At 72.2% G+C, this 26,177-nt stretch carries 21 protein-coding genes; 13 read left to right on the top strand and 8 right to left on the bottom strand.

The window, feature by feature from the left end; genetic code table 11:
- Positions 1-59: 59 nt before the first annotated feature.
- Positions 60-1,829 (top strand): VanW family protein, encoded by a 1,770-nt coding sequence (locus WMF12_RS38560; protein WP_437853240.1) that lies wholly within the window; start codon positions 60-62, stop codon positions 1,827-1,829.
- Positions 1,830-1,914: 85 nt separating this feature from the next.
- On the opposite strand, the gene WMF12_RS38555 is transcribed toward WMF12_RS38560, so the two are convergent.
- On the bottom strand, positions 1,915-2,943 hold the full coding sequence (locus WMF12_RS38555; protein WP_437853238.1) for a tryptophan--tRNA ligase: 1,029 nt from the start codon (positions 2,941-2,943) through the stop codon (positions 1,915-1,917).
- 325 nt (positions 2,944-3,268) lie between these two features.
- Between WMF12_RS38555 and coaBC the strand changes: the two genes are divergently transcribed.
- Together coaBC and WMF12_RS38545 are read left to right on the top strand one after the other, a co-directional pair.
- Complete coding sequence (gene coaBC, locus WMF12_RS38550) at positions 3,269-4,618, top strand: bifunctional phosphopantothenoylcysteine decarboxylase/phosphopantothenate--cysteine ligase CoaBC (RefSeq protein WP_437853236.1); 1,350 nt, start codon at positions 3,269-3,271, stop codon at positions 4,616-4,618.
- The gene (locus tag WMF12_RS38545; protein ID WP_437853234.1) at positions 4,615-5,418 is read left to right on the top strand and encodes a CPBP family intramembrane glutamic endopeptidase; all 804 of its coding nucleotides are present in this window, start codon (positions 4,615-4,617) and stop codon (positions 5,416-5,418) included. Before coaBC ends, WMF12_RS38545 begins: the two co-directional genes overlap by 4 nt.
- Positions 5,419-5,440: 22 nt before the next feature.
- Here the strand turns inward: WMF12_RS38545 and WMF12_RS38540 are convergent, their stop codons facing one another.
- The 4 genes from WMF12_RS38540 to WMF12_RS38525 form a co-directional block, all read right to left on the bottom strand.
- Positions 5,441-6,190, bottom strand: a complete 750-nt coding sequence (locus WMF12_RS38540; RefSeq protein WP_437295193.1) for a YebC/PmpR family DNA-binding transcriptional regulator — start codon at positions 6,188-6,190, stop codon at positions 5,441-5,443.
- 308 nt (positions 6,191-6,498) lie between these two features.
- The gene (locus tag WMF12_RS38535) at positions 6,499-7,713 is read right to left on the bottom strand and encodes an ammonium transporter (protein WP_437853232.1); all 1,215 of its coding nucleotides are present in this window, start codon (positions 7,711-7,713) and stop codon (positions 6,499-6,501) included.
- Positions 7,714-7,854: 141 nt separating this feature from the next.
- On the bottom strand, positions 7,855-8,301 hold the full coding sequence (locus tag WMF12_RS38530; RefSeq protein ID WP_437853230.1) for a universal stress protein: 447 nt from the start codon (positions 8,299-8,301) through the stop codon (positions 7,855-7,857).
- Positions 8,276-10,453, bottom strand: a complete 2,178-nt coding sequence (locus WMF12_RS38525; RefSeq protein WP_437853229.1) for a DUF2079 domain-containing protein — start codon at positions 10,451-10,453, stop codon at positions 8,276-8,278. Before WMF12_RS38525 ends, WMF12_RS38530 begins: the two co-directional genes overlap by 26 nt.
- Before the next feature lie 147 nt (positions 10,454-10,600).
- On the opposite strand from WMF12_RS38525, the gene WMF12_RS38520 reads away from it, so the two are divergent.
- Positions 10,601-11,239, top strand: a complete 639-nt coding sequence (locus tag WMF12_RS38520) for a hypothetical protein (protein ID WP_437741705.1) — start codon at positions 10,601-10,603, stop codon at positions 11,237-11,239.
- A 61-nt stretch (positions 11,240-11,300) separates the two neighbouring features.
- Here WMF12_RS38520 and WMF12_RS38515 read toward each other — a convergent pair whose 3' ends face one another.
- The 3 genes from WMF12_RS38515 to WMF12_RS38505 all read right to left on the bottom strand — a co-directional run bounded on the left by WMF12_RS38515 (position 11,301) and on the right by WMF12_RS38505 (position 14,758).
- Positions 11,301-12,284: a lysylphosphatidylglycerol synthase transmembrane domain-containing protein gene (locus WMF12_RS38515; RefSeq protein WP_437853227.1), complete on the bottom strand. Its 984-nt coding sequence runs from the start codon at positions 12,282-12,284 to the stop codon at positions 11,301-11,303.
- Between the two features lie 112 nt (positions 12,285-12,396).
- The gene (locus WMF12_RS38510) at positions 12,397-13,362 is read right to left on the bottom strand and encodes a glycosyltransferase family 2 protein (protein ID WP_437873940.1); all 966 of its coding nucleotides are present in this window, start codon (positions 13,360-13,362) and stop codon (positions 12,397-12,399) included.
- A gap of 568 nt (positions 13,363-13,930) precedes the next feature.
- Positions 13,931-14,758, bottom strand: coding sequence for a hypothetical protein (locus WMF12_RS38505; protein ID WP_437853221.1), 828 nt, complete (start codon positions 14,756-14,758; stop codon positions 13,931-13,933).
- Positions 14,759-15,121: 363 nt separating this feature from the next.
- On the opposite strand from WMF12_RS38505, the gene WMF12_RS38500 reads away from it, so the two are divergent.
- The 9 genes from WMF12_RS38500 to WMF12_RS38460 all read left to right on the top strand — a co-directional run bounded on the left by WMF12_RS38500 (position 15,122) and on the right by WMF12_RS38460 (position 26,167).
- Positions 15,122-17,083 carry a serine/threonine-protein kinase gene (locus tag WMF12_RS38500; RefSeq protein ID WP_437853219.1) on the top strand — a complete coding sequence of 654 codons (1,962 nt, stop codon included), beginning with the start codon at positions 15,122-15,124 and terminating at the stop codon, positions 17,081-17,083.
- A gap of 47 nt (positions 17,084-17,130) precedes the next feature.
- Positions 17,131-17,430, top strand: coding sequence for a hypothetical protein (locus WMF12_RS38495; RefSeq protein ID WP_437853217.1), 300 nt, complete (start codon positions 17,131-17,133; stop codon positions 17,428-17,430).
- The gene (locus WMF12_RS38490) at positions 17,427-18,251 is read left to right on the top strand and encodes a sigma-70 family RNA polymerase sigma factor (protein WP_437853215.1); all 825 of its coding nucleotides are present in this window, start codon (positions 17,427-17,429) and stop codon (positions 18,249-18,251) included. Before WMF12_RS38495 ends, WMF12_RS38490 begins: the two co-directional genes overlap by 4 nt.
- Positions 18,252-18,278: 27 nt before the next feature.
- Complete coding sequence (locus WMF12_RS38485; RefSeq protein ID WP_437853213.1) at positions 18,279-19,241, top strand: hypothetical protein; 963 nt, start codon at positions 18,279-18,281, stop codon at positions 19,239-19,241.
- Between the two features lie 32 nt (positions 19,242-19,273).
- Positions 19,274-20,389: a hypothetical protein gene (locus tag WMF12_RS38480; RefSeq protein WP_437853212.1), complete on the top strand. Its 1,116-nt coding sequence runs from the start codon at positions 19,274-19,276 to the stop codon at positions 20,387-20,389.
- Between the two features lie 25 nt (positions 20,390-20,414).
- Positions 20,415-21,962: a PGRS family protein gene (locus WMF12_RS38475; RefSeq protein ID WP_437853210.1), complete on the top strand. Its 1,548-nt coding sequence runs from the start codon at positions 20,415-20,417 to the stop codon at positions 21,960-21,962.
- Positions 21,963-22,163: 201 nt separating this feature from the next.
- Positions 22,164-23,309, top strand: coding sequence for a hypothetical protein (locus WMF12_RS38470; RefSeq protein WP_437853208.1), 1,146 nt, complete (start codon positions 22,164-22,166; stop codon positions 23,307-23,309).
- 20 nt (positions 23,310-23,329) lie between these two features.
- A complete protein-coding gene (locus tag WMF12_RS38465) occupies positions 23,330-24,889 on the top strand; it encodes a PGRS family protein (RefSeq protein ID WP_437853207.1) in 1,560 nt (519 codons plus the stop codon).
- Positions 24,890-25,090: 201 nt separating this feature from the next.
- Positions 25,091-26,167 (top strand): hypothetical protein, encoded by a 1,077-nt coding sequence (locus WMF12_RS38460; RefSeq protein ID WP_437853205.1) that lies wholly within the window; start codon positions 25,091-25,093, stop codon positions 26,165-26,167.
- The last annotated feature ends 10 nt before the right edge of the window (positions 26,168-26,177 follow it).

The following is a 26,177-nucleotide window of genomic DNA, read 5'->3' as shown; positions in this document are numbered from 1 at the left end:
CCGCGCGCCCGCGTTCGCTTGACGGTTCGGGCAACGCTTCTCAAGATGGCCGCCCTCGCATGGATCTTCGCCGCTCGCCGGAGCTCTGGCGGTTCGCCGCGCTGGTGGCGATCTTCGTCACGAGCGGCCTGGCCATCACCTACCTCGTGCTGCCGCCCCCGCCGGACGACGGCCCCAAGCCCCCGCCGGTCCTCCGCGTGGCGCAGGTGCCGGTGCCGACGGGCGGCGACGTGGTGGCGAACGCGCTCGACCTCGTGCGCCGCTACGCCACCGGGGAGATCCGGATCGTGCTCCCCGACGGCTCCGCGCGCGCGCTCCGCCGCAACGATCTCGGCGTCGAGATCAACCGGGTCCGCCTCGCCGAGTTCGTGCGCGAGGCGCTCCGCCCCGAGAGCGCGCTCCGCCGCGCGCACGAGCGGGCCGGCGATGGCGACAAGAGCGACGAGGACGCGCCGCTCGACATCCCGATCCCGCTCCTCCTCGACTCCGAGCGGGCGATCAGCAAGCTGCTCGACCTGAAGGTCGAGCTCGACGCGCCCGCGGTCGACGCGTATGTCGACCTCGAGGGGAAGCAGCTCAAGCCCGAGAAGATCGGGTATCGGCTGGACGTCTACGGCACGCTCGCGCGCATCGACGCCGCCCTCCGGGCGGGCGAGGACACCGCGCAGGCCAGCGTCGAGACGATCGCGCCGAAGCTCGTCGCCGAGCAGCTCGGCAACGTCAAGTTCGATCAGGTGCTCGGCTACTTCGAGACGCGCTACGCGACCGGCGCGAGATCCAAGGAGAGGACGTACAACCTCAGGCTCGCGGCGTCCAAGCTCGACGGCGTGGTCGTCATGCCGGGCGAGATCTTCGACTTCAACGAGACGGTCGGCCCGCGCGACGAGGCGCACGGGTACCGCGTCGCTCCGGTCATCGCCCAGGGAGAGCTCGTCGACGGGCTCGGCGGCGGGACCTGCCAGATCTCGGGCACGCTCCACGGCGCCGCGTTCTTCGCGGGGCTCGAGATCGTCGAGCGCTACCCGCACTCCCGCCCGAGCTACTACATCAAGCTCGGCCTCGACGCGACCGTCGTCTACCCGACGATCAACTACCGCTTCAGGAACCCGTTCGACTTCCCGATCGTGCTTCACGAGACGGTGGCCGGCGGCGTCGTGCGCGCCGAGATCCTCGGGCCCTCGCGCAAGCTCACGGTCACGTACTTCCGTCGCATCGACGAGGTCGTCCCGTTCGAGGAGCTGGAGCGCCCGACGCCGAAGCTGCCCGAAGGGACGCGGGCGCTCGCTCAGCGCGGCATCCCCGGCTTCAAGACGACGAGCTCGCGGGTCGTCCGCGACGGCGCCTACGCGGTGCGGGAGAAGTGGAGCGACAGCTACCCGCCGACCGCGCAGATCGTCCATGTCGGGAGCGGCCCGCGCGACCCCGAGGCCAAGACGGCCGACGACAATCACCCCGAGTACGTGGCGGACGAGTACCTCGTCGTGACGCAGGGGCCGGACGTCCGCACGCCAGGCGTGACCGGCCCGGAGCCGGGCGGCGGCACCGTCGAGAGCCGCGAGCCCGGGCTCACGGGCGAGCGCGGCTGGACCGAGCGCGCGGGGTTCGGCACGTTCCGCGCGAAGGGGGAGGAGCGCGCCGAAGGGGAAGGCGGCCGCGCGCGCGGCGAGGACGCGCCGCCCGCCGAGGGGATCGCCGTCGCGCAGGCCCCGGGCGCGGCGGCGCCGGAAGCCCGTGGCCAGCGGGACCCCGCGGGGGACGAGGCGAAGGGCGGCAAGGGCAAGAAGCGACGCCAGAACCAGAAGAAGACGACGACGAGCGACGGCGGCTGAGCGGGCGGCTTCGAACGGAGCCGGCGGCGGCGCTCGCCGCGCGCTGGCCGCGGCGAGCTCCGCTCGTCCTCCGCTGCCGCGGCCTTCAGCGAGCGCCGATCGCCCGGCGCACCTCGTGGAGCGTCGGGCCCGCGAGCGCCCGCGCGCGCTGGGCGCCTTCCAGGAGCAGGGCATCGACGCGGGCCGGGTTGGCCATGAGATCGGCGTAGCGGCGCCGCGGCTCCTCGAGCGCGCGGTTCAGCACCTCGAACACGGCCTCTTTCGCCTCGCCCCAGCCGATGCCGCTCTGGTAGCGGCCGCGGAGCGCCTTCGCCTCTTCGGGCGTGGCGAACTCCCGGTAGAGGTGGAAGAGCGGCGAGGTGTTCGGATCCTTCGGCTCGCTCGGGGGCGACGAGTCCGTCTTGTACTTGAAGATCGTCTTGCGCAGCTTCTCCGGCGGCAGGAAGAGCGCGATGGTGTTGTCGTAGCTCTTGCTCATCTTACGGCCGTCGAGGCCCGGGATCACCGCCGTCTCGGCGCTGATGCGCGCCTCGGGCAGGACGAGGGTCGGGCCGTAGATCGCGTTGAAGCGCTGCGCGATATCGCGGGCGATCTCGATGTGCTGGACCTGGTCCTTGCCCACCGGCACGACATTCGTCTTGAACAGGAGGATGTCGGCCGCCATCAGCACCGGATAGCCATAGAGGCCCATGTTGATCCCGGCGTCGAGGTCGTCGCTGTCCTCGGCGCCCGCGGCGCTCGACGCCCCGGCCCGGGACTCCATGTTCTTGGCGACAGCGGCCTTGTAGGCGTGGGCGCGGTTCATGAGCCCCTTCGCTGTGAAGCAGGAGAGGATCCAGCTGAGCTCGAAGATCTCCGGAACGTCGGATTGCCTGTAGAAGATGACCTTCTCTGGATCGAGGCCGAGCGCGAGCCACGTCGCGGCGACCTCGTGGACCAGGCTCCGGAGCTTCTGCGCGTCGTGGATGACGTTGAGCGCGTGATAGTCCGCGACGAAGTAGAGCGCGTTCGACGCGGTTCCTGCGAGCGCGAGCGCCGGCTTGATTGCCCCTACGAAGTTGCCGAGGTGCGGCGTTCCGGTGGGCTTGATGCCGGTGAGGACGGTGCTTGCCATCGTTGTCGTGTTCCTCTGAGGGAGCTCATCCCATTACGCGCTCCCGGCGGGTGATGCCACTGCCACGCCCCAAAAACAGCGGGGTTTCTTGCTGCGCGGGCGCGTTGGCGCGTGTCGGCGCGCGCGCGGTGGGGCGCGTTGGCGCGTGTCGGCGCGCGCGCGGTGGTGCGCGCGTGCGCGCCAGCACGAGCTCGCTGCCTGCAGCGCGGCCCCGGATCATCCGCCCGCGGCGCAGCGTGTACCGTGTCGTGGCCGTGTACGATCGGCGATTTTCGTGCCACGGTGGACGCCGGACCGACCCCCGACCCACGCTGGCACCTGCGCCATGTCTGGCCGAACGCCGTCATCTCCCGCACCTCGCCCCGAGGCCTCCGCCCCGTCGCCCGCTGGCCAAGCCCCCGAAGGCGCGCGGCCGACCGTCGCGCTCGCCGTCTCGGGCAGCATCGCCGCGTACAAGGCCGCCGAGGTGGCCCGGCTGTTGATCCAGGGCGGCGCGCGCGTGCTCCCGATCATGACGCGCGCGGCGCAACAGTTCCTCGGGCCCATGACGCTGAGCGGGCTCTGCGGCGAGCCGGTGCGCGACACCATGTGGGATCCCGGCTTCGCGGGCGAGCTGCACGTCGCGCTCGCCGCCGAGGCCGACCTCGTGCTGCTCGCGCCCGCGACCGCCGACGTGATCGCCCGCCTCGCCGCGGGGCGCGCCGACGACCTCGTGACGGCGCTCGCCCTGTGCGCGCGGGGGCCGGTGCTCGCCGCGCCGGCGATGCACCCCCGCATGTGGGCTCACCCCGCGACGGCGCGGAACGTCGCCACGCTCGAGGCCGACGGGCGCGTGCAGCTCGTCGGCCCGGTCTTCGGCGAGGTCGCCTCGGGCGAGCGCGGCCTCGGGCGCATGGCCGAGCCCGCGGCGATCGCGGCCGCGGCGTTCTCACAGCTCGCCCCGCGCGACCTCGCGGGTCTCCGCGTCGTCGTCACCGCGGGCCCCACGCTCGAGGACCTCGATCCCGTGCGCTTCCTCGGCAACCGGTCGACCGGCAAGATGGGCTTCGCCGTGGCGGAGCGGGCCGCGGCGCGGGGCGCGCAGGTCACGCTCATCGCCGGCCCCGTATCGCTCTCCACGCCGCCGGGCGCGCGCCGGGTCGACGTGCGCGGCGCGCTCTCGATGCGCGGCGCGCTCTGGCAGGCGCTCGGCGAGGACCTGCGCGGCGCCGACGCGCTCATCATGACGGCCGCCGTGTCCGACTACCGCCCGGCCGAGCAGCACGCGACCAAGCTGAAGCGGACGCCCGACCTCGCGTCGCTCCCGCTCGTGCCGAACCCTGATTTGCTCGCGGAGATCGGCGCGGCGCGCGGCGGCCTGGCGGACGCTGCCGGCGCCGACGGAGCGCGCTCGCCGGTGCTCGTCGGGTTCGCGGTCGAGACCGCCACGGACGAGGGGGTCATCGCCTATGCGCGGCACAAGCTCGCGAGCAAGCGCGTCGACATGATCGTCGCCAACCACGCGGCGGACTCGTTCGGCCGGGACGACAACCGCGCCACGATCGTGACCCGCGACGCCGCCGACGCGCTCGGCGTGTTGCCCAAGCCGGCGCTCGCGGACCGCATCCTCGACCGGGTCTTGCAATTGTGTTGGACGAGTCGGACGAGTCCGACGGGTCAGGCGAGCGCGCGATGATCCCGGGCGAAGACCGCGCCGCGGCTCCTTCCGCCGCGGCTCCTCCGGCTGCCTCTGGCTCGGCCGCCCCTGCCTCGTCGCGCGATCCGCGGGCGATCGATCCGCGCGATCCGCCGCGCTCTTCGCGCCGGGAGGCCGCGCTCATCGCCGCGTCCGTCACCGCCTGCGTCGCGCTCGCCGTCTCGTTCGCGTTCGATCCCGGTCGCGCGGGCGCGCCTGCCATGCTCGCGGCGCTCTGCGCGCTCTACGCCGTCCTCACGGCGATCACCGTGATGTGGCTCCGCCGGCGCGGCGAGCTCCGCGCGGCGCTCCGCCCCCTGTCCGGCGATCTCGCGCGCGGCGCCCTGGTCGCGGCGGGGCTCTACGGGCTCGCCATGGCGGTGCAGCTGCTGCTCGCCCCGCGGGGCTCGCCTCGCGAGGCGTGGGTCCTTCGCCTGTACCTCCAGCTCGGCGACCCCTCGGCCGACGCGCGCGTGTTCGTCGGCGCGCTCGTCTTCGTCATCGCCGCGCTGGAGGAGATCGTCTGGCGCGGGCTCGTCCTGCGCGCCCTGGAGGGGCCGCTCGACCGGGGCGCCGCGTGGCTGCTGTCGAGCGCGCTGTTCGCCGCCGCGCACGCCCCCACGCTGTTCCTGCTCGGCGATCCGGTGGCCGGGCCGAACCCGCTGCTCGTCGCGGCGGGCTTCGGCTGCTCGATCGTGTGGGGTCGCGTGGTGCACCGGACCGGGCGCCTGGCGCCGGCGGTCTTCGCCCACGCGTTCTTCTCGTGGGCGATCGTGAGCTTCCCGATCTGGCGGCCGTGACGGGCTCGCGCCTGCCGCGGGATCAGCCCTCGAGCTTCGCGAGCTCCTCGTCGGGGACGTCGAAATCGGCGTAGACGTTCTGCACGTCGTCGTGGTCGTCGAGCGAGTCGACGAGGTTCAGGCAGACCTCGGCGTCGCGGCCCGCGACCTCTTTCTTGTTCTTGGGGACGTAGCCCGCGGAGTTCGACTTCACCGCGATCTTCGCGTCCTCGAGGGCCTTCACGACGGTGTCCATCACGTCGACGCTGGAGAGCACCTGCCACTCCTCTCCCTGGTCGCTGTAGTCGTCGGCGCCCGCGCCCACGGCGGTGTCCATCAGCTGATCCTCCGTCGCCGCGTCCTTCGCGAGGAGGATGATCCCCTTCCTCTCGAAGGCCCACTGCGCGGAGCCGCCGGCGCCGAGCTGCCCGTTGTTCTTCTCGAAGATCTTCCGGATCTCGGCGACGGTGCGGTTCCGGTTGTCGGTCATCGCCTCGCAGAGGAACAGCGTCCCGCCGGGCCCTGTCCCTTCGTAGAGGATCTCCTCGTAGTTCGCGCCCTCGATCTCGCCGGTGCCGCGCTGGATGGCGCGCTTGATCGTGTCGGCGGGCATCGCCTGGCCCTTGGCGTCGTTGATCGCCTTACGGAGGCGCGGGTTGCCGTTCGGGTCTCCGCCGCCCATGCGCGAGGCGACGGTGATCTCCTTGATGAGCTTCGTGAAGAGCTTGCCGCGCTTCGCGTCGAGCGCGCCCTTCTTGCGCTTGATGGTGGCCCACTTGGAATGGCCGCTCATGCCTGTCTGCTCCGTGATGACGGGGCGCTCGCTCGCGGCGCGCGCCCAGGGGGAAGGTTCGGCGCAAGATGGAGCACCGTTCGGTTCGAGCGTAGAAACCGTCAGGGCGCCGGGAGCGCCAAGAGATTGTCGAGCTCTCCTGGCGCTCTCGGCGCCTTTCGGTTCGAACCGTCCGTCGCTCTAGCGGTGCGCCCCGGGGGAGGCAACAGCGACGGCACCCCCGGCCGCGCGGTTCCCTCCTCACCGGGAGGACGAGCGCGGCCGGGAGCCCTTGTCGACCTGGGTCTGTGGCTGCCCCCTCTGTGTCGCTACAGCGCGTAACCGGTCTCGCCGTGCTCGGTTGCGTCGAGGCCCTCGCGCTCGTCGCTCTCGGGCACGCGCAGGCCGATCAGCTTGTCGACCAGCTTGAGGAGCACGAAGGTCACGATCGCGGCGTACAGGCCGACGGCCGCGATGCCGACCAGCTGCGGGACCATCTGCCCCGGGTTGCCGGCGATCACGCCGTCACGGCCGGCCTCGTTCAGGGCCTTCTCGGCGAAGACGCCGGTGAGGACCGCGCCGAGGAGGCCGCCCACGCCGTGGACGCCGAACGCGTCGAGCGAGTCGTCGTAGCGCAGGCGCTCCTTCGAGACGACCGCCGCATAACACACCACGCCCGCGAGCAGGCCGATCACGACGGCGGCCCACGGCGCCACGAACCCGGCCGCGGGCGTGATCCCGACGAGCCCGGCCACGATGCCGGACGCCACGCCGAGCGCGGTCGGCTTGCCTCGCTGCGCCCACTCGACGAGGAGCCACGCCGCGCCGCCCGCCGCCGCCGCGAGGTGCGTGTCGAGCAGCGCCAGCGCCGCGAGCCCGCCCGACGTCAGCGCGCTGCCGGCGTTGAAGCCGAACCACCCGAACCACAGGATGCCCGTGCCCGTCAGGGTCATCGTCAGGTTGTGCGGCACGTGCCGCTCGTGCGGATATCCCGTGCGCTTGCCCAGCACGAGCGCACAGATCAGCGCCGAGATGCCCGCCGCGAGGTGAACCACGGTGCCGCCCGCGAAGTCGAGCGCGCCCATCTCGAAGAGCCAGCCCTTCTCCGCCCACACCCAGTGCGCCACCGGGTCATAGACGAGCGTGGACCAGAGCAGGATGAAGACCAGGTACGCCGAGAACCGCATCCGCTCGGCGAACGCCCCCGCGATGAGCGCGGGCGTGATCACCGCGAACATCATCTGGAACGCCGCGAACGCGAGGTGCGGCACCGTGCCGCGCTCCACCATCGCGATCCCGCGCAGACCGACAAAGTCGAACCCGCCGATGAGCCCACCCTGCGAGGTCCCGAACGAGAGCGAGTACCCGATGGCCACCCACTGCACCGAGATCACCGCGAGCGCGGCGAACGAGTGCATGAGCGTCGCGAGCACGTTCTTGCGGCGCACCATGCCGCCGTAGAACAGGGCGAGGCCCGGCGTCATGAAAAGGACGAGGGCTGTCGATGCGAGGAGCCAGGCCGTATCCCCAGTGTCGATCTTCATGGCACGGGCGTAACGTGCCCAATGTTTCAACGAGGTTTCGTCGTCGCGGCAGGACGCATTTGACAGGAAGTCGGGAAATTTCTAACGCCCGATCTGGCGGCGCCCGACACCGGATCCGATCGTTTCGTGATGTCACATACATCAGGCCGGTTGTGGTCCGCGTACCGACAGGACCGGGACCTTTGCCGATCTCACCACCCGCTGCGCCACGCTGCCGAGCAGCGCCCGCGCGACCGCCCCGCGCGCGTGCGTCCCGATCACGATCATGTCGGCGCCGATCTCGTCCGCGAGGCGACAGATCTCCTCGTCGGGGACGCCGGCGCGCAGCACGCCCGAGATCTCGACGCCGGGCGTGGCGCGCCGGCGCTCGAGCACCTGATCGAGGCTCCGCTGCGCCGCATCGGCGATGCGGGCGGCGTCCTCGGCCGAGGGGATCAGGGACGAGCCTTCCGGGAAGCTGTAGACGGGCACGCTGTACACGTGCGCGACGACGATCTTCGCGGACAGCTTGCGGGCGAGCTCGATCGCCGTGTCGAGGGCGATCTCGGAGGTCGCGTTGAAGTCATGGGCCAGGAGGAGGGTCTTCATCTTGCTCCGCGGTGGTGGAGGGCGCAGGCGGCGCGCCGCCGCCCTTTCGGTCCGGCTTTCGTAGCTCCGGGGGCGGGTCTCCGGTAGGGGGCTCGTCGGAGGCCGCCGGGGCCGGCGGCTGCGCCTTCGACGGCGGCTTCACCCGCTTGAACAGCGCCAGCTTCTTCAGCCGGCTGAGCTCCTCGAGCTCGCCGCGCTTCACCGCCGCGTTGTGGCGCTCCAGGTCCTTGCCCTTGAGCTCCCCCTCGTCGAGCAGCACGTACTGGACGGTCGCGGCGCGGTCGCCCGGATAGAAATAGGCCTCCTTCCGGTTCGACACGTGCGGTCCCATCTTGCTCGTCGCGCCGACGATGGCGCTTTTCGGGATCGCCTCCACCTGCTTCCGGACCCAGGCGTAGGTCGCCTCCTGGTCGGGCGTCAGCTTGCGCGCCACGCGGGAGAAGCCGCCCCTGAACGACGCGTTCTCGACGAGGCCGCCGAACTTCCACGACATCAGCGCGGCCGCCACGATCATGGCGGCGAGCAGCGCGCGCGACAGGCGCCGCCCGTCGAGCCCGTAGTACGCGGCCGGCCCGGAGCCCTCGATCCGCTTGAGCGCGATCGGCGTCAGCACGAACGCGATGGGGAAGAGGATCGACGAGTACTGGAAGTGGATCGAGAACACCGCGTCGCGGGAGGCGAGCAGGCAGAACAGGAGCCCGTAGGCCAGCATCCAGCGCCCGGGCTTGGCGAGGAAGGGCAGGAAGCAGAGGGGGACGAAGAGCTGGAGCAGGAAGATGATCTTCGGCTCCTCCAGCAGGACCTTGAGCGCGAAGACAGGGTTCGTGAGGAGGGAGACGAGCATGCCGCCGAGCCCGCTCCGGTTCGGCATGAGCTCCTCGTAGTAATAGGCGAACGAATAAGCGTCCTTGCCGGACATGATGATGCCCGCCGACGTCATGAAGAACAGCTTCACGATGACGAAGTAGACGAGGCTCGTCGCGATGGTCACCCAGCCGAGGCGGGTCCTGCCCGGGCGCCGGTCGAAGATGGCGTAGAGCCCGATGAAGCACATCAGCAGGGAGACGTCCTCCCGGCAGAGCAGCAGCACGGCGAGGGTGACCCAGTACAGCCTGTCCCTGCCGGTCTCGTAGAAGTAGAGGAGCCAGACGACGAGCGGCGAGATCAGCGCGAGCGAGTGGAACTCGTACATGTTCGCGCCGTGCAGGGCCGGATAGATGGCCCAGACGGCGGCGAGCAGGAGCGCCTTGCCGCGGTGATCGAGCTTGTCGCGCGCGAGCAGGTACACGGGCACGACGCCGGCGCCGAGCCACGCGGACTGGAGGATGAGGAGGAACTCCGCCCTCGGGTAGATGAGGTAGAGCGGCGAGAGCAGGATGAGGATCGGGTCGAAGTGCGCGGAGCCGTGGTAACCGGCCTTGAGCCAGGAGCAGCCGAGCGGCCGTCCGTGGATCGTCTGGTAGAAGATGTTGTCGTAGTACCCGAGGTCGGGCGTCCTGGTGTGCAGCGCGTGGTGGTTGGTGATCGCGAGCCGGGAGAAGAAGAGCGTGTAGCCCGTCCACATCGCGATCAGGGCCAGCGGCGGGAGCCACCGCGCGACCGTCGCGAGCGCGCGGCCTCCGCGAGCGGGCGCGCCATCGAGCTCGGACGCATCGTCGAGCCCGGGCGAGAGCCGCGCGCGGCGGCCCCAGGCGTAGGCGCCGGCGCACGTGGCCACAGCGGCGAGGGCGGCGAAGAAGATCGTGCTCTTCGGGCTGTCCTTCTCGATGTTCGGGAGCTTGAGCGCGGCGACGAACGGGAGCGCGAGCAGGGGGATCAGGGCGCGGTTGAGGCGGCCCACGGTGCTCACGAAGTCCCACGAGCGGGTGCGGGCCCGCCGCGCCAGCATCACGAGGAAGTAGGCGAGCCCGACCCCCACGATGGCGGCGACGGCGCCGCCGGCCATCCAGCGGCGCTCCACCTCGGTCAGCTTGTTCGTGTCGAGCTGCGCGTGCCGGCTCGGGTGGGTGAAGACCCAGGCCGTCACGGCGATGCTCATGCCGTAGAGGATCGGCCACGGCGCCAGGGTCAAGGCGGCGCGTGCGAGCCGCTCGAGGGCGCCGTCGAGCTTGGCGAGCGCGCTGTTCAGCCTGGTGCGGTGGTTCTCTAGCATAGGTGAGGCGGGTCCTCGGCTACTTGACCCCACCCCCCGCTGTCAAGGAGCGGGGGGAACATCGCGAAAGGACGCGGAAGGGCGTGTAACGACGCGAGGGCGCGGGAAGGGCAGGGCGCCACGCGCGGCCCGCGGTAGAATGGCGCCATGTCGCACTACCGGGATCATCTCGATGCGGCTCGCGCGCGCATCGAAACCCTCGAAGCCAAGCTGAAGGAGCGGGATGCGGCGCTCGCCGCCCGGGACGCGGAGATCGCGGAGATCCGTGCGGAGGTCGAGCGGTTGCGTGACGGATCGAACGATGATGGGCCGCCCGACGGGCCGCTCGGCCGGGGCGGTGGGCAGCGGGCCCTGCTGGTGGCGCTCGCGGTGTGCAGCTTCGCCACCGCGACGGGCTATGCGATGGTGCGCCCCTCGCACTGCCTGCAGCGCGGCGGGGCGTACCCCCCCTCTGCCGAGGTGTCGCTGCGCTCTCACGAGGGGTACGACACCTGGTCGAGCCGGGTCGACGGGGCGCGCGTCCGGGTGGGCAAGGCCGCGGGCGCGGCGCTCGAGCACGGCCGTGTCCGGGCGAAGCGCTGCTGGCAGCCAGACGGGCCGAGCGGGGAGGGGAGCGTGACCGTGACCTTCGCGCCGAGCGGCGAGGCCCACGTGGCGCTGGACGGGGCGCCCTTCGCCGGGACCGAGGTCGGCGCGTGCGTGGTCGACGCGTTCCGAGCCGCCGCGGCGCGGGTGCCGGCCTTCGAGGGGGAGCCTCTTCGGCTCACGACCCCGATCTCGCTCTGAGTCGATCGAAGGAGATCGTCGCTCGCGCTCGCCCCTGCGGGCGACGCAGGAGCTCGGGGCGCTAGCCGGATCGGGAGGTGGATGGGGCCGGGGAGGTGGGCGGGGGGGCCAGCTGCCAGCTCACGAAACCGACGGCGACGACGACGAGGTAGATGACGGCGAAGACCAGCAGGCCGAAGCTGACGCCGTGCTCGGCGGTGAAGCCGAGCGAAGGGAATACGAGGGAGAAGAAGAGCTCTCGGACACCTACGCCGGCGATCGAGATCGGCAAGAGACCGAGCAGGTTCGCGATGGCGAGCAAGCAGGTGACGTCGAAGAGCGAGAGCGGTACGCCAAGGGCGCGCGCGATGAGGTAGCCCTGCGCGAAGTTGACGACGAACGTCGCCACCGTGACCGGGAGCGTGAAGAGGAGCCCGCGCCCGACATGAGCGCGCAGCGCGACCAGGAAGCGGCTCGCCGCGCCGGGCTCCGCGCTCTCCGACGGATCCTTCGCGAGCTTGCGCGAGAAGGCGGGCAGCAGCCGCTCGGCCAGCCCGGGGATGAGCAACACGAGGGGCGCAAGGACCGTGAGGGCGATTCCACCCCACGTCAGCCAGGCCAGGCGGCCGGCGATCACCGCGCTGTAACGGGCGACGCCGACCGCGACGAACGCGGCGAGCACGTAGAGATCACACAGCCTGTCCATCACGACGGTGGCCAGCCCCTCCGCGTAAGGCACGCCGAGGTCGTGGCGCAGGTAGCGGATCCGGAGCAGGTCGCCGACCCGCCCGGGGGTCAGCATGCCAACGTAGAGCGACGTCGCGTAGGCGCTCCACGCACGCCGAAGCGGATAGACGATGCCCCGGGCGCGCAGCAGCGCGTCCCAGCGGACCACCTTGAGGTGGATGTTGAGGACGTTCAGCGCCGCCGCGAGCGCGAGCGGGCCAGCCGAGGCCGATACGACCGCGCCGAGCACCGCGTCCCGGTCGTCCATGCGCACGACCACGAGGACGAGCAAGAGCGGGCCAATCAGGCGGACGAGGGCGCGCAGGGCGGTGCGGCTCACGACGGCAAACCCCGGCCGCGCGCTCAGCGCGGCGCCGTGGAGCAGAGGGCCTGAAGAGAGGGGAGGCGCCCGGACGCGGGGACCAAGGACCGATCGAGGCGAGGCTCGGAGATCACTCGAACTCCTCGCGGATGGGCGGCTCGTCTGCCAGGTGGCGCTGCTGCATCTGGAAAGTGAGGAACTCGCCGATGAAACCCATCGAGAAGAACTGGATGCCGAGGAGGATCATCAGCACGCCGAGGAGGAGCAGCGGCCGGTCTCCGATCTTGTGACCGAGCAGCCAGAGGAACGTCAAATACGCGTTGATGGTCACGCCGGTCGCAGCGAAGACCAGGCCGATGAGGCCGAAGAGGTGCATCGGCTTCTTCGAGTAGCGCGTCAGGAACATGACGCTGAGCAGGTCGAAGAAGCCGCGCAGGATGCGCTCCAGTCCGTAGCGCGAGGCGCCGTACTTGCGAGCGTGATGGCGCACCGGGATCTCCGTGACGCGGAAGCCTTGCCAGGCGGCGAGCGCCGGGATGTACCGGAAGAGATCTCCGTAGATCGGGATGGTGCGCAGCACCTCGCGACGGTAAGCCTTGAAGCCACAGTTCATGTCATGGAGCTTCACGCCCGTGACCGCGCGGACGGTCCCGTTGAAGATCCGGGACAGGACGAGGCGATTGGCGGGGTCGAGGCGGTTGACCTTCCAGCCCACCACGACGTCGAGGCCCTCCTCGACCTTGGCGATGAAGCTCGGCAGATCGGCCGGGTCGTCCTGGAGATCGGCATCCATCGTGACGACCACGACGCCCCTCGCCTTGCGGAACCCGGCCGTGAGCGCCGTCGCCTTGCCGAAGTTCTTCCGCAGCCGGATCCCCTTCACGACCGGGTTCTCCGCGCGGATCCTGGAGATGACGCCCCAGCTGTCGTCCGTGCTGCCGTCGTCCACGAAGATGAGCTCGTAGGAGAAGCGCCCTTTCAAGGCCTGATCCACCCGCTGCGCGAGCTCCGTCAGGCTCTCCGCCTCGTTCAGCCCCGGGACGACCACCGAGACGTGCGGCGCCGCCGAGGCGGCCGGCGCGATGGAAGGCGCCATGAGGCTCGGGCGAGGATCGAAGGCGGAGAGCCCGAACGTGGCCCGGTCCTCCGGAGCCTCGTGAGGGGCAGGTGTGGGGGGTTGGTCCACAATCACGGCGGCGGAGGATAGCAGAACGTCACGAGAAGGCGCGGTTCCGTCCGAGAACGCGCTGCAAGCGCGACGGCAACGAGGGCAGGACGTGCTGCCGGTTACCCGCAGGGGGAGAGGGCAAGGGCCGCAGCGACCCGGCAGGGGAGAGGGCAAGGGCCGCAGCGACCCGGCAGGGGAGAGGGCAAGGGCCGCAGCGACCCGGCAGGGGAGAGGGCAAGGGCCGCAGCGACCCGGCAGGGGAGAGGGCAAGGGCCGCAGCGACCCGGCAGGGGAGAGGGCAAGGGCCGCAGCGACCCGGCAGGCGTTCGGGCAAGGGCTGCGGAGACCTGGCAGGGGTTCGGGCAAGGGCTGCGGAGACCTGGCAGGGGTTCGGGCAAGGGCTGCGGAGACCTGGCAGGGGTTCGGGCAAGGGCTGCTGGGGGTGGCGGAGGCAGGGCGGCGCACGCTCGCCGGCCCCCTGCGCTCCTCCGCCGGCTCAGCCGGGCGTGCTCTCTTCTGCCTTGGTCTCCGCGGCGTCCTCTTCTTCAGCCGGCGCGGCCTCCTCCTCCTCCTCCGGTGCGGCGGCCGCCGGCGCGCGCTGCGGGCTGCGCTCGAGGAGGGCGAGGAACGGCGCGTGGAGCGCCTCGAGGAGCTCGCGGTGCTTGCCGGTCGGCGTGTGCTCGATGAGCCAGCCGATCTCGCCGTGGATGGCGTTGAACGCCTGCGTACACGCGACCACCGCCTCCCGGATGCGCTTCGACCGCGCGACCGCGCGCTTCTGGCCGGAGCTCCGGCCGAGCCCCTTGGCGAGCGCCTCGGTCGCCTCTTCGATGCGCTTCAGGTACGCGCCGGCGCCGACCTTCTTCACGTCGGCGGCGAGCGGCGCCTTGCCCGCGACCGCGACCTGGTGCCAGCCGTAATCGACCTCGGCGTCGTACGTGTACCGGGTCTGCTCGGTGCCCGCCCCCGCGAGCAGGGCGCCGCGGAGCCGCACCGCCGCGTCGCGCTGCGCTGGATCCTTGCTCTCGGCCGCCGAGGCCAGGAAGAGGTGCAGCGCCCGCTGGGCAGTGTCCCACTCCGTGTCGAGCTCGGCGAGCGCCGCGGCCGAGGCGACGCCGAGCGCCTCGTCGAGCGCCCGAATGCTCCAGAGCGCGCGCGCCTTCCAGATCACCGGCTTCGGCGCTTCGAGCAGGAGCGCCGCCGGGACGCGGTTCGGGACATCGTACTTGTCGATCGAGACGCCCTTCCACGCTCCCTGCTCGAGATCCCGCGCGAACGCGCTGAACGCCTTGTCGGTGACGAAGCTGTATCCATAGGCTGCCATCGTTCTCTTCTCCGATCCTCCCCCAGGAAACTGGGCATTTTAGCGGGGCGGGCGCGCGCGTTCGCAACCGCTTTGCGCAAAGGGTCCTGTCGGAACCGTGCTCGGCGCGGCCATTGGCCAGAGGCCATTGGCCATTGGCCATTGGCCATTGGCCATTGGCCGGAGGCCAGTGGCCGTGGGCCAGCGGGCATGCGAGGGCCGCCGGGACGTGGGCGCCTGGTGGTCGGCGGTCGCGTCGTTTTCGAAGGGGGAGACGTCGATCGGGTGAGCACTCCGGCGGCGCCGTACCGACATGGGTAGGCGACGGCAGCGCCTCCAGAGGAGGGGCGCTCGCCCGAGAGGCACCCGCCCATGGACAACGCGATGCTCCCTCTCACGGAACCCACGAGGCGGCCGGCCTTCGTCACGGCGCCGCCGGCCGTCACGGCGGCGCTGGCCGTCACGGCGGACCTGCCCGCCGCCGCGCTGGCCGTCACCGAGGCGTTCCCGCCGCAGCAGCCCGCGGATAGCGTGGGCGCCGGGAAGGAGCGGGAGAGCGCCGTGAGCGACGCCGACGAGCCGATCGAGCGGCAGGTGTTCCAGCCGGGTCAGGTCTTTCACCAGATGGAGATCGTGCGCTTCGTGGGCGCCGGGTACTCCGGCGAGGTGTACGAGGTCCGCCACCGGATCACCGGCGCGCGGTGCGCCCTCAAGATGATGCACCTGCGCGACCGGAAGGACGCCAGGAAGGCCGAGAGGAGCCTGGCCGAGGCCCACGGGACGTTCGGGATCCAGCACGCCAACGTGGTCGAGGTCTTCGACATCGGCTGCGAGGCGGACGGCACGGCGTGGATGCTCATGGAGTTCCTCGACGGGCCGACGCTGACCACCATCCTGGAGCGCCAGGGGAGGCTGTCGCCGCTGTTCGCGCTGCACGTCGCGCTCGAGGCCGCGTGGGGGCTCGACGCGGCGCACGAGAACCAGATCATCCACCGCGACGTGAAGCCGGACAACATCGTCTTCACCGCGGACGGGATGGTGAAGGTCGTCGATTTCTCGATCGCGAAGGTCATCCCCTACGAGATGCGGACGACCCAGCGCAACGTGCGCCTCGGGACGGCCGCGTACATGGCGCCCGAGAACCTCGCCGGGAACGAGGCGGACGCGCGCTTCGACGTGTACTCGCTGGGGCTCGTGCTCTGGGAGATGATGGCCGGCCGCCACCCGTTCCGCGACGCGTTCGACGACCGGACGAAGCTCGTGAACTGGCAGTTCTTCGTGGACCCCGCGCCGCTGTCGGACGTGGCGGGGCTGCCGGCGTACGTGGACGAGGTGATCCGGCGCGCGACGGCGAAGCAGCCGGCGGCGCGGTACCTGTCGATGGCCGAGATGGCGCAGGGCATGATCGCGCTGCGCAGGCGCCTCGAGCAGGACGAGGCGGAGGGCCGGATCTCGCTGGCGACGCCGCCCGGCGAGCCGCCGGTCCCGGGCCGGCCGGGGCGGCGCGCGGTCTACCGGGCGCCGGTGACGGGGCCGACGCTCGAGGTGCCGCGGGGGGAGCCGTCGGCCAGGGTGGTGGTGGCGTCGCCGGCGCCGGCGGTGGGGCCCGGCGGGACGGCGCCGATGGATCTGGAGAGCGTCCGGGCGGCGGCGTTCGGGCCTGGACCGTGGCCGGCGGGCCGCGAGGGGGACGGGCGCGCGCCGGGCAGCCAAGGGAGGACGGCGCGGGGGACGGAGATCATGGAGGTGACGGAGCGCCCGTCGCCGTCCGGTCCGCCGCCGGGGTCGTCCCGGCCGCCCGCGGTGCGCACGACGAGCCCGATGCTCCGGCTGCTGGCCGCGGAGGGCGAGCACGGGTCGGGGGAGCGGGGAGTGGGAGCGCGCGCCGGGCGCGAGGTGCGCATGGCGCCGTGGATGCTGATCGCGCTGGTGCTCGCCTCCTCGGCGGCGAGCGCGCTGGCCGTGAGGTGGCTCGCGCCGCCGGGCACGCCCGCGACCTCGGCGGAGGATGCCGGCGCAACCGCGGCTATCAGCGCAACGGCGGCTGCCGGCGCAACGGCGGCTGCCAGCGCAACGCCGGTCGGAGCGGCGGAGGGCGCAACCTCGGTCGGAGCGGAGGGCGCAACCTCGGTCGGAGCGGAGGGCGCAACCTCGGTCGGAGCGGAGGGCGCAACCTCGGTCAGGCCGGCAAGCCCGGCCAGGCCGGCGGCGGCAGCGGGCGCAACCTCGGTCAGGCCGGCCGTCAGGACGGCAACCCCGGTCGGGTCGGCGCGCCGGCCAGCGGCGACGGCCAAGCCGGGGCGGCAGGGGGCCGCGCCGCCCTTCGGAGACGCACCGATTTTTTAGGGATGTGGAGGGCGAAGCGCTGGAGCGCGCGCGGAGAGGAGGCCGGAATGTCACAGGACGATCGAAACGACGAGCAGCGGCTGCGCGCGGAGCGCGTGGTGGCGGAGACGATCGAGCGGAGCCTCGCGCCGTACCGCGGGCTCGTGCCGGAGGCGATGCTGGCGCAGCTGCGCGAGGCGATGGAGGACGAGCTCGTCAAGAACCCCTACTCCGTCGCGCTGTTGCGCCAGCTGATGGCGCGGCCGGTGCCGTCGTCGAGCGGGGAGGTGCCGTGCGAGGGCGCGCCGGCGGAGCGTGGCCACGACCGCAAGGGGGGCGCCGCGGGCGGCGGGAGGGAGGGCGCGTGACCGGCGAGGGCGAGGGCAAAGACGCCGAGGTGCTGCCGTTGCTCACGCCGAGGCAGCGGGCGCTGGTCGAGCGCGCGCTGCCGATGGTCGAGGCCCAGGCCCGCTGGTACGCGCGCAGGTACGCGGGGCTTGTCGACCGGGACGAGCTCGCCGCGGCGGGCTCGGCGGCCGTGGTGGAGGCGGTGCGCCGGTACGACGAGGCGCAGGGCGTCTCGTTCGAGGGGTACGCGCGCGCGCGGATGGACGGCAGCATGCTGGACCTGATCCGCGCGGAGACGCAGGCGCGGCGGCGCGACGTGGCGATGCGGCGCGCGATGGCGGCGCTGTCGGAGCACCACCAGGGCGGGTTCGACCTCTTGCGGGACGGCCCGGAGGAGATCCAGGGCCGGCTCCAGGAGTTCTGCGACGCGCTGGCGACGGTGGGGGTCGTGGCGGGGGTGGCGGCGATGCGGCGGCCGGTGTCCGACGAGGAAGCGGCCGAGCGCGTGGCGTACGTGGGGGCGATCCGGGCGCTGGGGGAGGCGTTCGCCGAGCTGCCCGAGGACGAGCAGCGGGCGCTCGGGGCGGTGTTCGTGGACGGGATGGACATGCGCGAGGCGGAGGCGTTCCTCGGGGTGCCGTACATCACGGTGCGGCGGCGGCTGGAGCGTGGCCGGGAGCGGCTGCGCAAGGCGCTGGTGAAGCGCGGGGTGCGGGCGATGCCGCAGCCGCGGAGCGAGCCCGGGATCGCGCCGGTGCTGCGCGGGGTGCGGGGCGATGGGCCGGCGGGTGGAGGCGCAGGAGGCGAGGGGAAGCGAGGACCCGGGTCGCGCGGGCGGTAGGCCGCGCGGGTGGCAGGGAGCGAGGCGATGGCGAAGCAGGACGGCGGAGCGGCGGGCGTGCCCCGGGCGATCCAGGGCGACGGAGAGGACGCGGCGAAGGCCTACGCGGTGGGCGAGGTCGCGCCGACGCCGCTGCACCCGACGGTGGAGATGGAGCGGGTCCACATCGAGGATCCGCGGCGGGTGCCGCCGCCGCGGGAGGGCGGGAGGCGGGGCGGCGGGGCGCGCAACCCGGAGCAGCGCGCGCCGCTCGCGGACGTGGGGGCGCCGAGCGTGTCGATGCCGGAGGGGCTGGCGGTGACGAAGCGGCAGCCGATCGTGATCGACAGCGAGATCCTCGCGGAGTGGCACGGGGGGCGGGGCGGGAGCGAGGAGAGGGGGAGCGAGGGGGCGGGGAGGGGCGAGGCGGCGGGGAGCGAGGCGACCGGGAGAGACGAGGCGACTGGGAGCGAGGGAACGGGGCGTAAGGCGCCGCGGCTCGCGGAGGTCGCGGCGGCGCGGCGCACGGAGCGGCGGGCGGGCCGGCAGCGCGCGGCGTGGGTGCTGGCGATGGGCGTCCTCTTGGCGATCGGGGTGACGGTGCTGCGATCCGTGTGGGGAGCGGGCGGCGGTGCGGGAGAGGAGGCGCGCGGCGCAGGCGAGGCCGCGGAGGGCGAGGAGAAGGCAGGCGCGCCGGGTGCAGCGATGGCCAGCGCTCCGGCAGTGAGCGCGTCGGAGGGGCCGTTCACAGCGCCGGGCGGATCTGCGGCCTCGGTGCCGACGACGCCGCCCGTGGAAGGATCGTCGGGAGCAGCGACCAGCTCCCAGCAGGACAGGTCGGGCAGGCCGGCGGCGTCGGCGGCGTCGCAGGGCGCTGCGCCGAGGGCGCGCGCTGGCAGCTCCGCGATGCCGACGCGGCAGGCGCCGAGCGCGCCGGCGGGCGCGGCGCCGGCGAGGGAGAGGCAGGGCGCGCCGCCGCCGAGCCCCTACGACACGCCGAACTTCGATTGAGCCGCCAGGATGGATCGACGATGGGAGACGCAATGAGGAAACGGACGATGCTCTTGACGGGCGCGGCGCTCTGCGCGCTGTCCGCCTGCTCCCTGGCGCCTGCGACGGCCCTGGCGCAGCCCGCGCCGCCGGCCGCAGCGGCGAGCGCCGACGACGAGGGCCGCGGCGACAACGCCCGCGCGACGCAGCTCTACCGGGAGGGGAACGATGCGTTCAAGCAGAAGAGGTGGTCCGACGCGGAGCTGCTGTACCTGAAGGCGTGGGCGCTTGTGAGGTCGTTCGACATCGCGGCGAACCTCGGTGAGGTGCAGATCCAGCTGAAGAAGCCGCGGTCGGCGGCGACGTTCCTCGCGTTCGCGCTGAGGACGGCGCCGCCGTCGACGAAGCCGGAGCAGATCGCGCGGATCCGGCACTTCCTCGACGAAGCGAAGGCGCAGGTGGGGGTGCTGCGCGTGCGGGTGAAGAACGTGGCGGACGCGGAGGTGCTCGTGGACGGCGAGCGCGTGCCGGAGGACGCGGTGAAGCACGAGGTGTACGTGGAGCCCGGGGAGCGCACGCTGGTGATCCGGCGAGCGGGGTACGAGGACGAGGTGATGCGGCTGATCGCGGCGGCGGGGGTGACGGAGACGGTGATGCCGGAGCTGAAGCCGAAGGCGGTGAAGGCGCCGGAGACGACGGGGCCGGAGGCGAAGGCGCCGGCGGTGATGGCGCCGATGCCGCGGAAAGCCGGGTGGTCGTCTCCGCCAACGGTGCCGGCGCGACCGGAAGGGCCGAGGACGGCGGTGCTGATCGGTGGTGCGGCGACAGCGGGGGCGGCTGCGATTGCGGGGGTGGTACTCACATTCCTAGCGAACGCGAACGGCAGCGATGCAGACACAGAGCGAAGCCGCTTGCGCAGCGCCGGTGGCACGGGTGCGTGCGGGGCTTCCGATCCGCGGGCAGGATGTCGTGAGCTGAGCGAATCTGTAGACGACCGCTATGCATTCAGTAACGCGGCGTTCTGGAGTTTCGCCAGCGCAGGAGCCGTCGGGGTTGGGACGCTCGTCTACGGGCTCGCTACTCGCCGTTCAGTGCCGGACCGACACGTGCATGTGACACCCATCGTCCGAGCCAGCAGCCTGGGGATTGTCGTGGGCGGTGTGCTCTGACCAGGCGCCGCGGAGAGAAATGATCATGCATCGAACTGCTTGCTGGGCTTGGGTGTTGCTGGTGGGGCCAACCGTCACGGGGTTAGGTTGCTTTCCGTACACGATGCCGGAGGACTGCACGATCAAGCTCCTCTGTGATGGCGGCGCTGGCGGCACCGGTGGTGGGACGCCCGCCGTCTGCGTGCCGAGCGAGAACCCCATGGCGGTGGACGACACGTGCGGGGTGTTCGTGTCGTCGTTGGGGAGCGACGAGAACACTGCGACGAAAGAGGCGCCGATGAAGACGCTGGGGGCGGCGCTAGCGCTGGCGGAGAAGAATGAGAAGCGTCGGGTGTACGCGTGCGCGGAGACGTTCGAGGAAGCAGTGGAGGTCACGCAGGGCGTGACGATCTACGGAGGGCTCGACTGCGCGAGCGGATGGGGCTGGGCCGGCGAGCAGCGCAAGACGGTGCTGACGGCGGAGGCAGGAGAGATCCCGCTGGTGGTGCGCGGTGGGGGCGTCGAGGCGACCGTGCGCGTGGAGGACGTGCACGTGCTGGCGCGCGGGATCGAGCCGGATGACGTGGAACTCGCGGGAGCGTCGTCGATCGCGGCGGTGGCGGAAGAGGTGAACGTGGAGCTCGCGCGGTGCGTGCTGGAGGCGGGGGATGCGGCTGCGGGAGCCGAGGGAGCCGCGTACGAGACGAGCGCGATGGGGGGAGCCGAGGGAAAGAGCGGCGGCGAGGCATGTTCGGCGGAGATCGTCGTACCAGGCGGGAGCGTGAAGAACGACTGCGGCACGCCGGAAGACGCGAGCGATGACTCGCGCGGAGGGTCAGGCGGAAACGGCGAAGCGGACACGGGCCTCCTCGGGATTCCCGGTGCTCCGGAGAATTTGACGAACGGAGGCAAAGGCGAAGGTGCGGCGGTGTGCACCGATGGGACCGCAGGCGCGAACGGCTCCGAGGGGGGGCCTGGTGCGGGAACCACCGGTCTCGGCGAGATCAGCGCCAGCGGTTTCATCGGCGCCGCCGGCCGCGATGGCGAGAAGGGCGGCACTGCGCAAGGCGGCGGCGGAGGTGGCGGAGCGAAGGGCGGCGCCGGCACAGACAAGTGCCCGAATGAAGCATCGGCCGGCGGAGCGAGCGGCGGCTCTGGAGGCGCGGGCGGTTGCGGAGGAGCCGGTGGGAGAGGCGGCGGTGCGGGAGGATCGAGCATCGCGCTGATCAGCCTGAACGCGGCGCTGAACTTCGAGGACGTGAAGCTGAAGACAGGGCGCGGCGGAGCAGGCGGCAAGGGTGGAGCCGGACAGGAAGGCGGCGAAGGCGGAGCCGGGGGCCTCGGCGGCAAGAAAGCCGAAAGTGCGACGGCGCTCAACGATGCGTGCGCGGGTGGTCCCGGTGGCAAGGGAGGCCCAGGCGGTCAAGGAGGCGGCGGTCGCGGTGGGCACGCGCTGGGGATTGCGTTCAAGGGCGCGACGCCGCCGGTGCAAGGGGCGGTGATCGAGCTGGGCGAAGCGGGCACCGGCGGGCCGGGGGCGAAGGCGGAGGGCGAGGGAGCTGCGGGCGTGAAGGCCGAGGTGCAGGCGTTCTGATGTGACGCTGTGAGCGACGCGGCTGCGGCGGAGCGTGAGCCGCAGCCGCGGAGCGGCGTGGGACGGAGGAGACGACGAACGGGACGGCGCGCTGAGGCAGGCGCGACGAACGGCGGACGTGTGCGCACGGCAGGACACCGAGCGCGGCGGGCGAGGAGCGAGCGCGTGGATGGCGGACGTTGCGTGGAAGAGGGAGCGACCGTGAGGCGAGAGCTGCAAGCGGGATCGCTGGCGATGTCGGTGCTGCTCGGGAGCACGGCAGCGACGACGAGCGTCCGTGGCGAGGAGGGAGCGGTGACGGGGCCGAGCGAGGAGAGCGAGCGTGAGCGCGCGGTGCGCGACTTCGAGGAAGGCCGCCGGGCGCATCTGGCGGGCCATTTGGAGGAAGCGGAGCTCTTGTACCTGCGGGCGTGGGCGCGGCTGAAGTCGTTCGACATCGCGGTGAACCTCGGACAGGTGCAGCTGCGGCTGAACAAGCCTGCGTCGGCGGCGAAGCACCTTGCGTACGGGGTGCGGACGGTGGGTCCTGAGATCGAGCCGGAGCGGCTTGCGCGGATGGAGGCGCTGCTGTCGGCGGCGAAGGCGCAGGTGGGGACGCTGCGCGTGCGGGTGAAGAACGTTGCGGACGCGGAGCTGTTCGTGGACGGCGAGCGCGTGCCGGAGGACGCGGTGAGGCACGAGGTGTACGTGGAGCCCGGGGAGCGCACGCTGGTGATCCGGCGGGCGGGGTACGAGGACGAGGTGATGCGGGTGGTGGCGGCGGCGGGGGTGACGGAGACGGTGATGCCGGAGCTGAAGCCGAAGGCGGTGAAGGCGCAGGAGCCGACGGTGGCGGGGGCGGCGGGGCAGGGGACGGCGGGGGCGAAGGCGCCGGGGAATGGGGGCGCCGCAGGCGTGAAGGGCGCAGCGGCGAGCGGGGCGAGGAAGACGAAGGTGCCCGCGGCGGGGGCGAGGGTGGAGGAGCGGAGCTGGGTGCCGGTGATCGCGCTGGGGGTCGCGAGCGCGGTGGGGCTCGGCGTGGCGGTGGGGTTCACGGTGGCGTCGAACGGAGCGAAGGCGGATGGCGAGGCTCAGCAGGCTGCAATCTGGAACGCCCCCGGAGCATGCGTGGACGCCGTGAGCGCCTACGCGGATGTGTGCAAAGAGCTTCGGAAGGCGGCATCGCGTACCGACACGTTCGCAAACGCTGCGCGTGTGGCCTACGTGGCATCGGGCGTCCTGGCTCTCACTGCGGTGTCCTACGCCCTCTGGCCGCACGACAAGGGCAGCGGAGCCGCCGGGCGTGTGCTGGCGGTTCCGCGGCTTCACGCGTCCGGTGCCGAAATCATCCTGGCAGGCGCATGGTAACGAGCGAGGAAGCAATGAGAGTGCGACGAACCCGCAGGCTGCTTGGTGCATTGGGGATCGCTGCCTTCATTAGCGGCTGTGATGCCGTGTGGAGCAACCTGGAGGAGGACTGCTCCTTCACTCTGATGTGTGAGGAGTACCGGGGGCGATGGAGGATCAACGAGACGCCGCTCAAATGCGTACCAAGCGAGAACGCCGGCGCGGTGGTGGACGACGCGTGCGGCGTGTTCGTGTCAGCGTCCGGGGACGACGGGAACGCTGCGACGAAGGCGGCGCCGGTGAAGACGCTGGGGGCGGCGCTGGCGCTGGCGGAGAAGAATGAGAAGCGGCGGGTGTACGCGTGCGCGGAGACGTTCGAGGAAGCAGTGGAGGTCACGCAGGGCGTGACGATCTACGGGGGGCTCGACTGCGCGAGCGGATGGGGCTGGGCCGGCGAGCAGCGCAAGACGGTGCTGACGGCGAGTGCAGGAGAGATCCCGCTGGTGGTGCGCAGCGGTGGAACCGAGGCGAAGGTGCGCGTGGAGGACGTGCACGTGCAGGCGCGCGGGATCGATCCGGAGGACGTCGCGCTCGCGGGAGCGTCGTCGATCGCGGCGGTCGCGGAAGCCGTGAACGTGGAGCTGGCGCGGTGCGTGCTGGAGGCGGGCGATGCGGCGGCGGGACTCGAGGGAGCTGCGTACGAGACGAGCGCGACGGGGGGAGCCGAGGGAAACAGCGGCAACGCGGCATGCACGGAAAACTTTGTCGATCCCGGTGCGAGCCCGATGAACGACTGCGGCACGCCGGAGGACGCGAGCGATGATTCGTCGGGCGGCTTGGGCGGCGTAGGGGCAGCGGGCACCGGGGGGGCCGGGTCGAAAGGTACGCCAGGTGCGAAGCTGAACGGCGGCACGGGAGAAGAGGAAGCGCCGACGGTGTGCAGCGAAGGGATGTCGGGAGAGAACGGCACCGACGGCATGCCCGGCGCGGGGGCGAGCGGCCTCGGAGAGGTCAGCGCTTCGGGTTACGTCGGCGCCGCCGGCCGCGATGGCGAGAAGGGCGGCACGGCGCAAGGCGGAGGCGGAGGAGGCGGGGCGAAGGGCGGCGCGGGCGCAGACAAGTGTCCGAACGAAGCGTCGGCCGGCGGCGCGAGCGGCGGCTCTGGAGGTGCGGGCGGTTGCGGCGGAGCCGGTGGGCGAGGCGGCGGCGCGGGCGGTTCGAGCATCGCGTTGATCAGCCTGAACGCGGAGCTGAGCTTCGAGGACGTGACGCTGAAGACGGGGCGCGGTGGTGCGGGCGGCAAGGGCGGCGCTGGCCAGGAGGGCGGTGCTGGAGGGGCCGGCGGTCCGGGCGGAAAGAAGCTCGAAAGCGCGACCGGGCTGAATGACGCATGCGCGGGCGGAGCTGGCGGTACGGGAGGCCCAGGCGGTCAAGGAGGCGGCGGTCGCGGCGGTCACGCGCTGGGGATCGCGTACACGGGCGCGGCGCCGCCGGTGCAAGGAGCGACGGTGGAGCTGGGCGAAGCGGGCATCGGCGGCCCCGGAGCGAGCGCGGAGGGGGAGGGAGCTGCGGGCGTGAAGGCCGAGGTGCAGGCGTTCTGACGTGAGGTCGTGAGCGCTGCTGCTGCGGCGGAGCATGAGCCGCAGCCGCCGCGTGGCGCTGGGCGACGAGGACGAAGGACGGGACGGCGCGCTGGAGCTGGCGCGACGAACGGCGGATGTGTGCGCGCGGCGAGACGCCGAGCGCGGCGAACGAGGCGCGGGCATGTGGGTGGCGGACATTGCGAGAGTGAGGAAGCGACCGTGAGGCGAGAGCTGCAGGCAGGGTGGCTGGCGATGTCGGTGTTGCTCGGAAGCGCGGCGGCGACGACGAGCGCGCGCGGAGAGGAGCAAGCGGCGGCGAGGCCGAGCGCGGAGAGCGAGCGTGACCGCGCGGTGCGTGACTTCGAGGACGGCCGTAGCGCGCACGCGGCTGGCCGGCTGGAGGATGCGGAACTCGCGTACCTGCGGGCGTGGGCCCGGCTGAAGACGTACGACATCGCGGCGAACCTCGGGCAGGTGCAGCTACAGCTGAACAAGCCCGCGTCCGCGGCGAAGCACCTTGCGTACGGGGTGCGCGCGGCGGGGCCGGAGATCGAGGCGGAGCGGCTTGCGCGGATGCTGGCGCTGCTCGACGAGGCGACGAAGCAGGTGGGGACGCTGCGCGTGCGGGTGAAGAACGTGGCGGACGCGGAGGTGTTCGTGGACGGAGAGCGCGTGCCGGCGGAGGAGGTGAAGCACGAGATCTACGTGGATCCCGGGCAGCACCTGCTGGTGATCCGGCGCGCGGGGTACGAGGACGCGGTGAGGCCGCTGGCGACGACGCCGGGGGCGACGGAGGAGATCACGATCGACCTGAAACCGAAGGCGGCGACGGCGCGGGGGGCTGTCGGCGCGCCGGTGAACGGGGAGGCGAACACGAAGGCGCCCGCGGCGGGGGCGCAGGCCGACGAGCCGCGGAGCTGGGTGCCGGCGATCGCCCTGGGCGCGGCGAGCGTGGTGGGGCTCGGGGTGGGGGTCGGCTTCACGCTGGCCTCGAACGCGGCGAGCGCGGACGCTCGCGCGCAGCGCGAGGCCATCCTGAGGGTCGGTCCTGGATGCTTGGACGCACCGAGGGCGCTCGCCGATCGGTGCGCGCAGCTCGCCCGCACCACGGCGCGCAGCGATCGGCTCCGTGACGTCGCCGGGGTGACGTACATCGCATCGGGCACCGTCGCGCTGGCGGCCCTGGCCGTTGCGCTGTGGCCACGCACGGGATCAGCGCCGGGGAGCGCTGTTGGCGTCGTCCCCGATCTGCGCGCCAACACGGCCGGAGTGTTGCTCGTGGGGGCGTGGCAATGAGCTCGCATGG

Source organism: Sorangium sp. So ce363, from assembly GCF_051520435.1.
GTDB classification, from domain to species: Bacteria; Myxococcota_A; Polyangia; order Polyangiales; family Polyangiaceae; genus Sorangium; species Sorangium cellulosum_B.
Note: the sequence above shows the minus strand (reverse complement) of the source record. Positions and strands in the feature narration are given on the sequence as shown.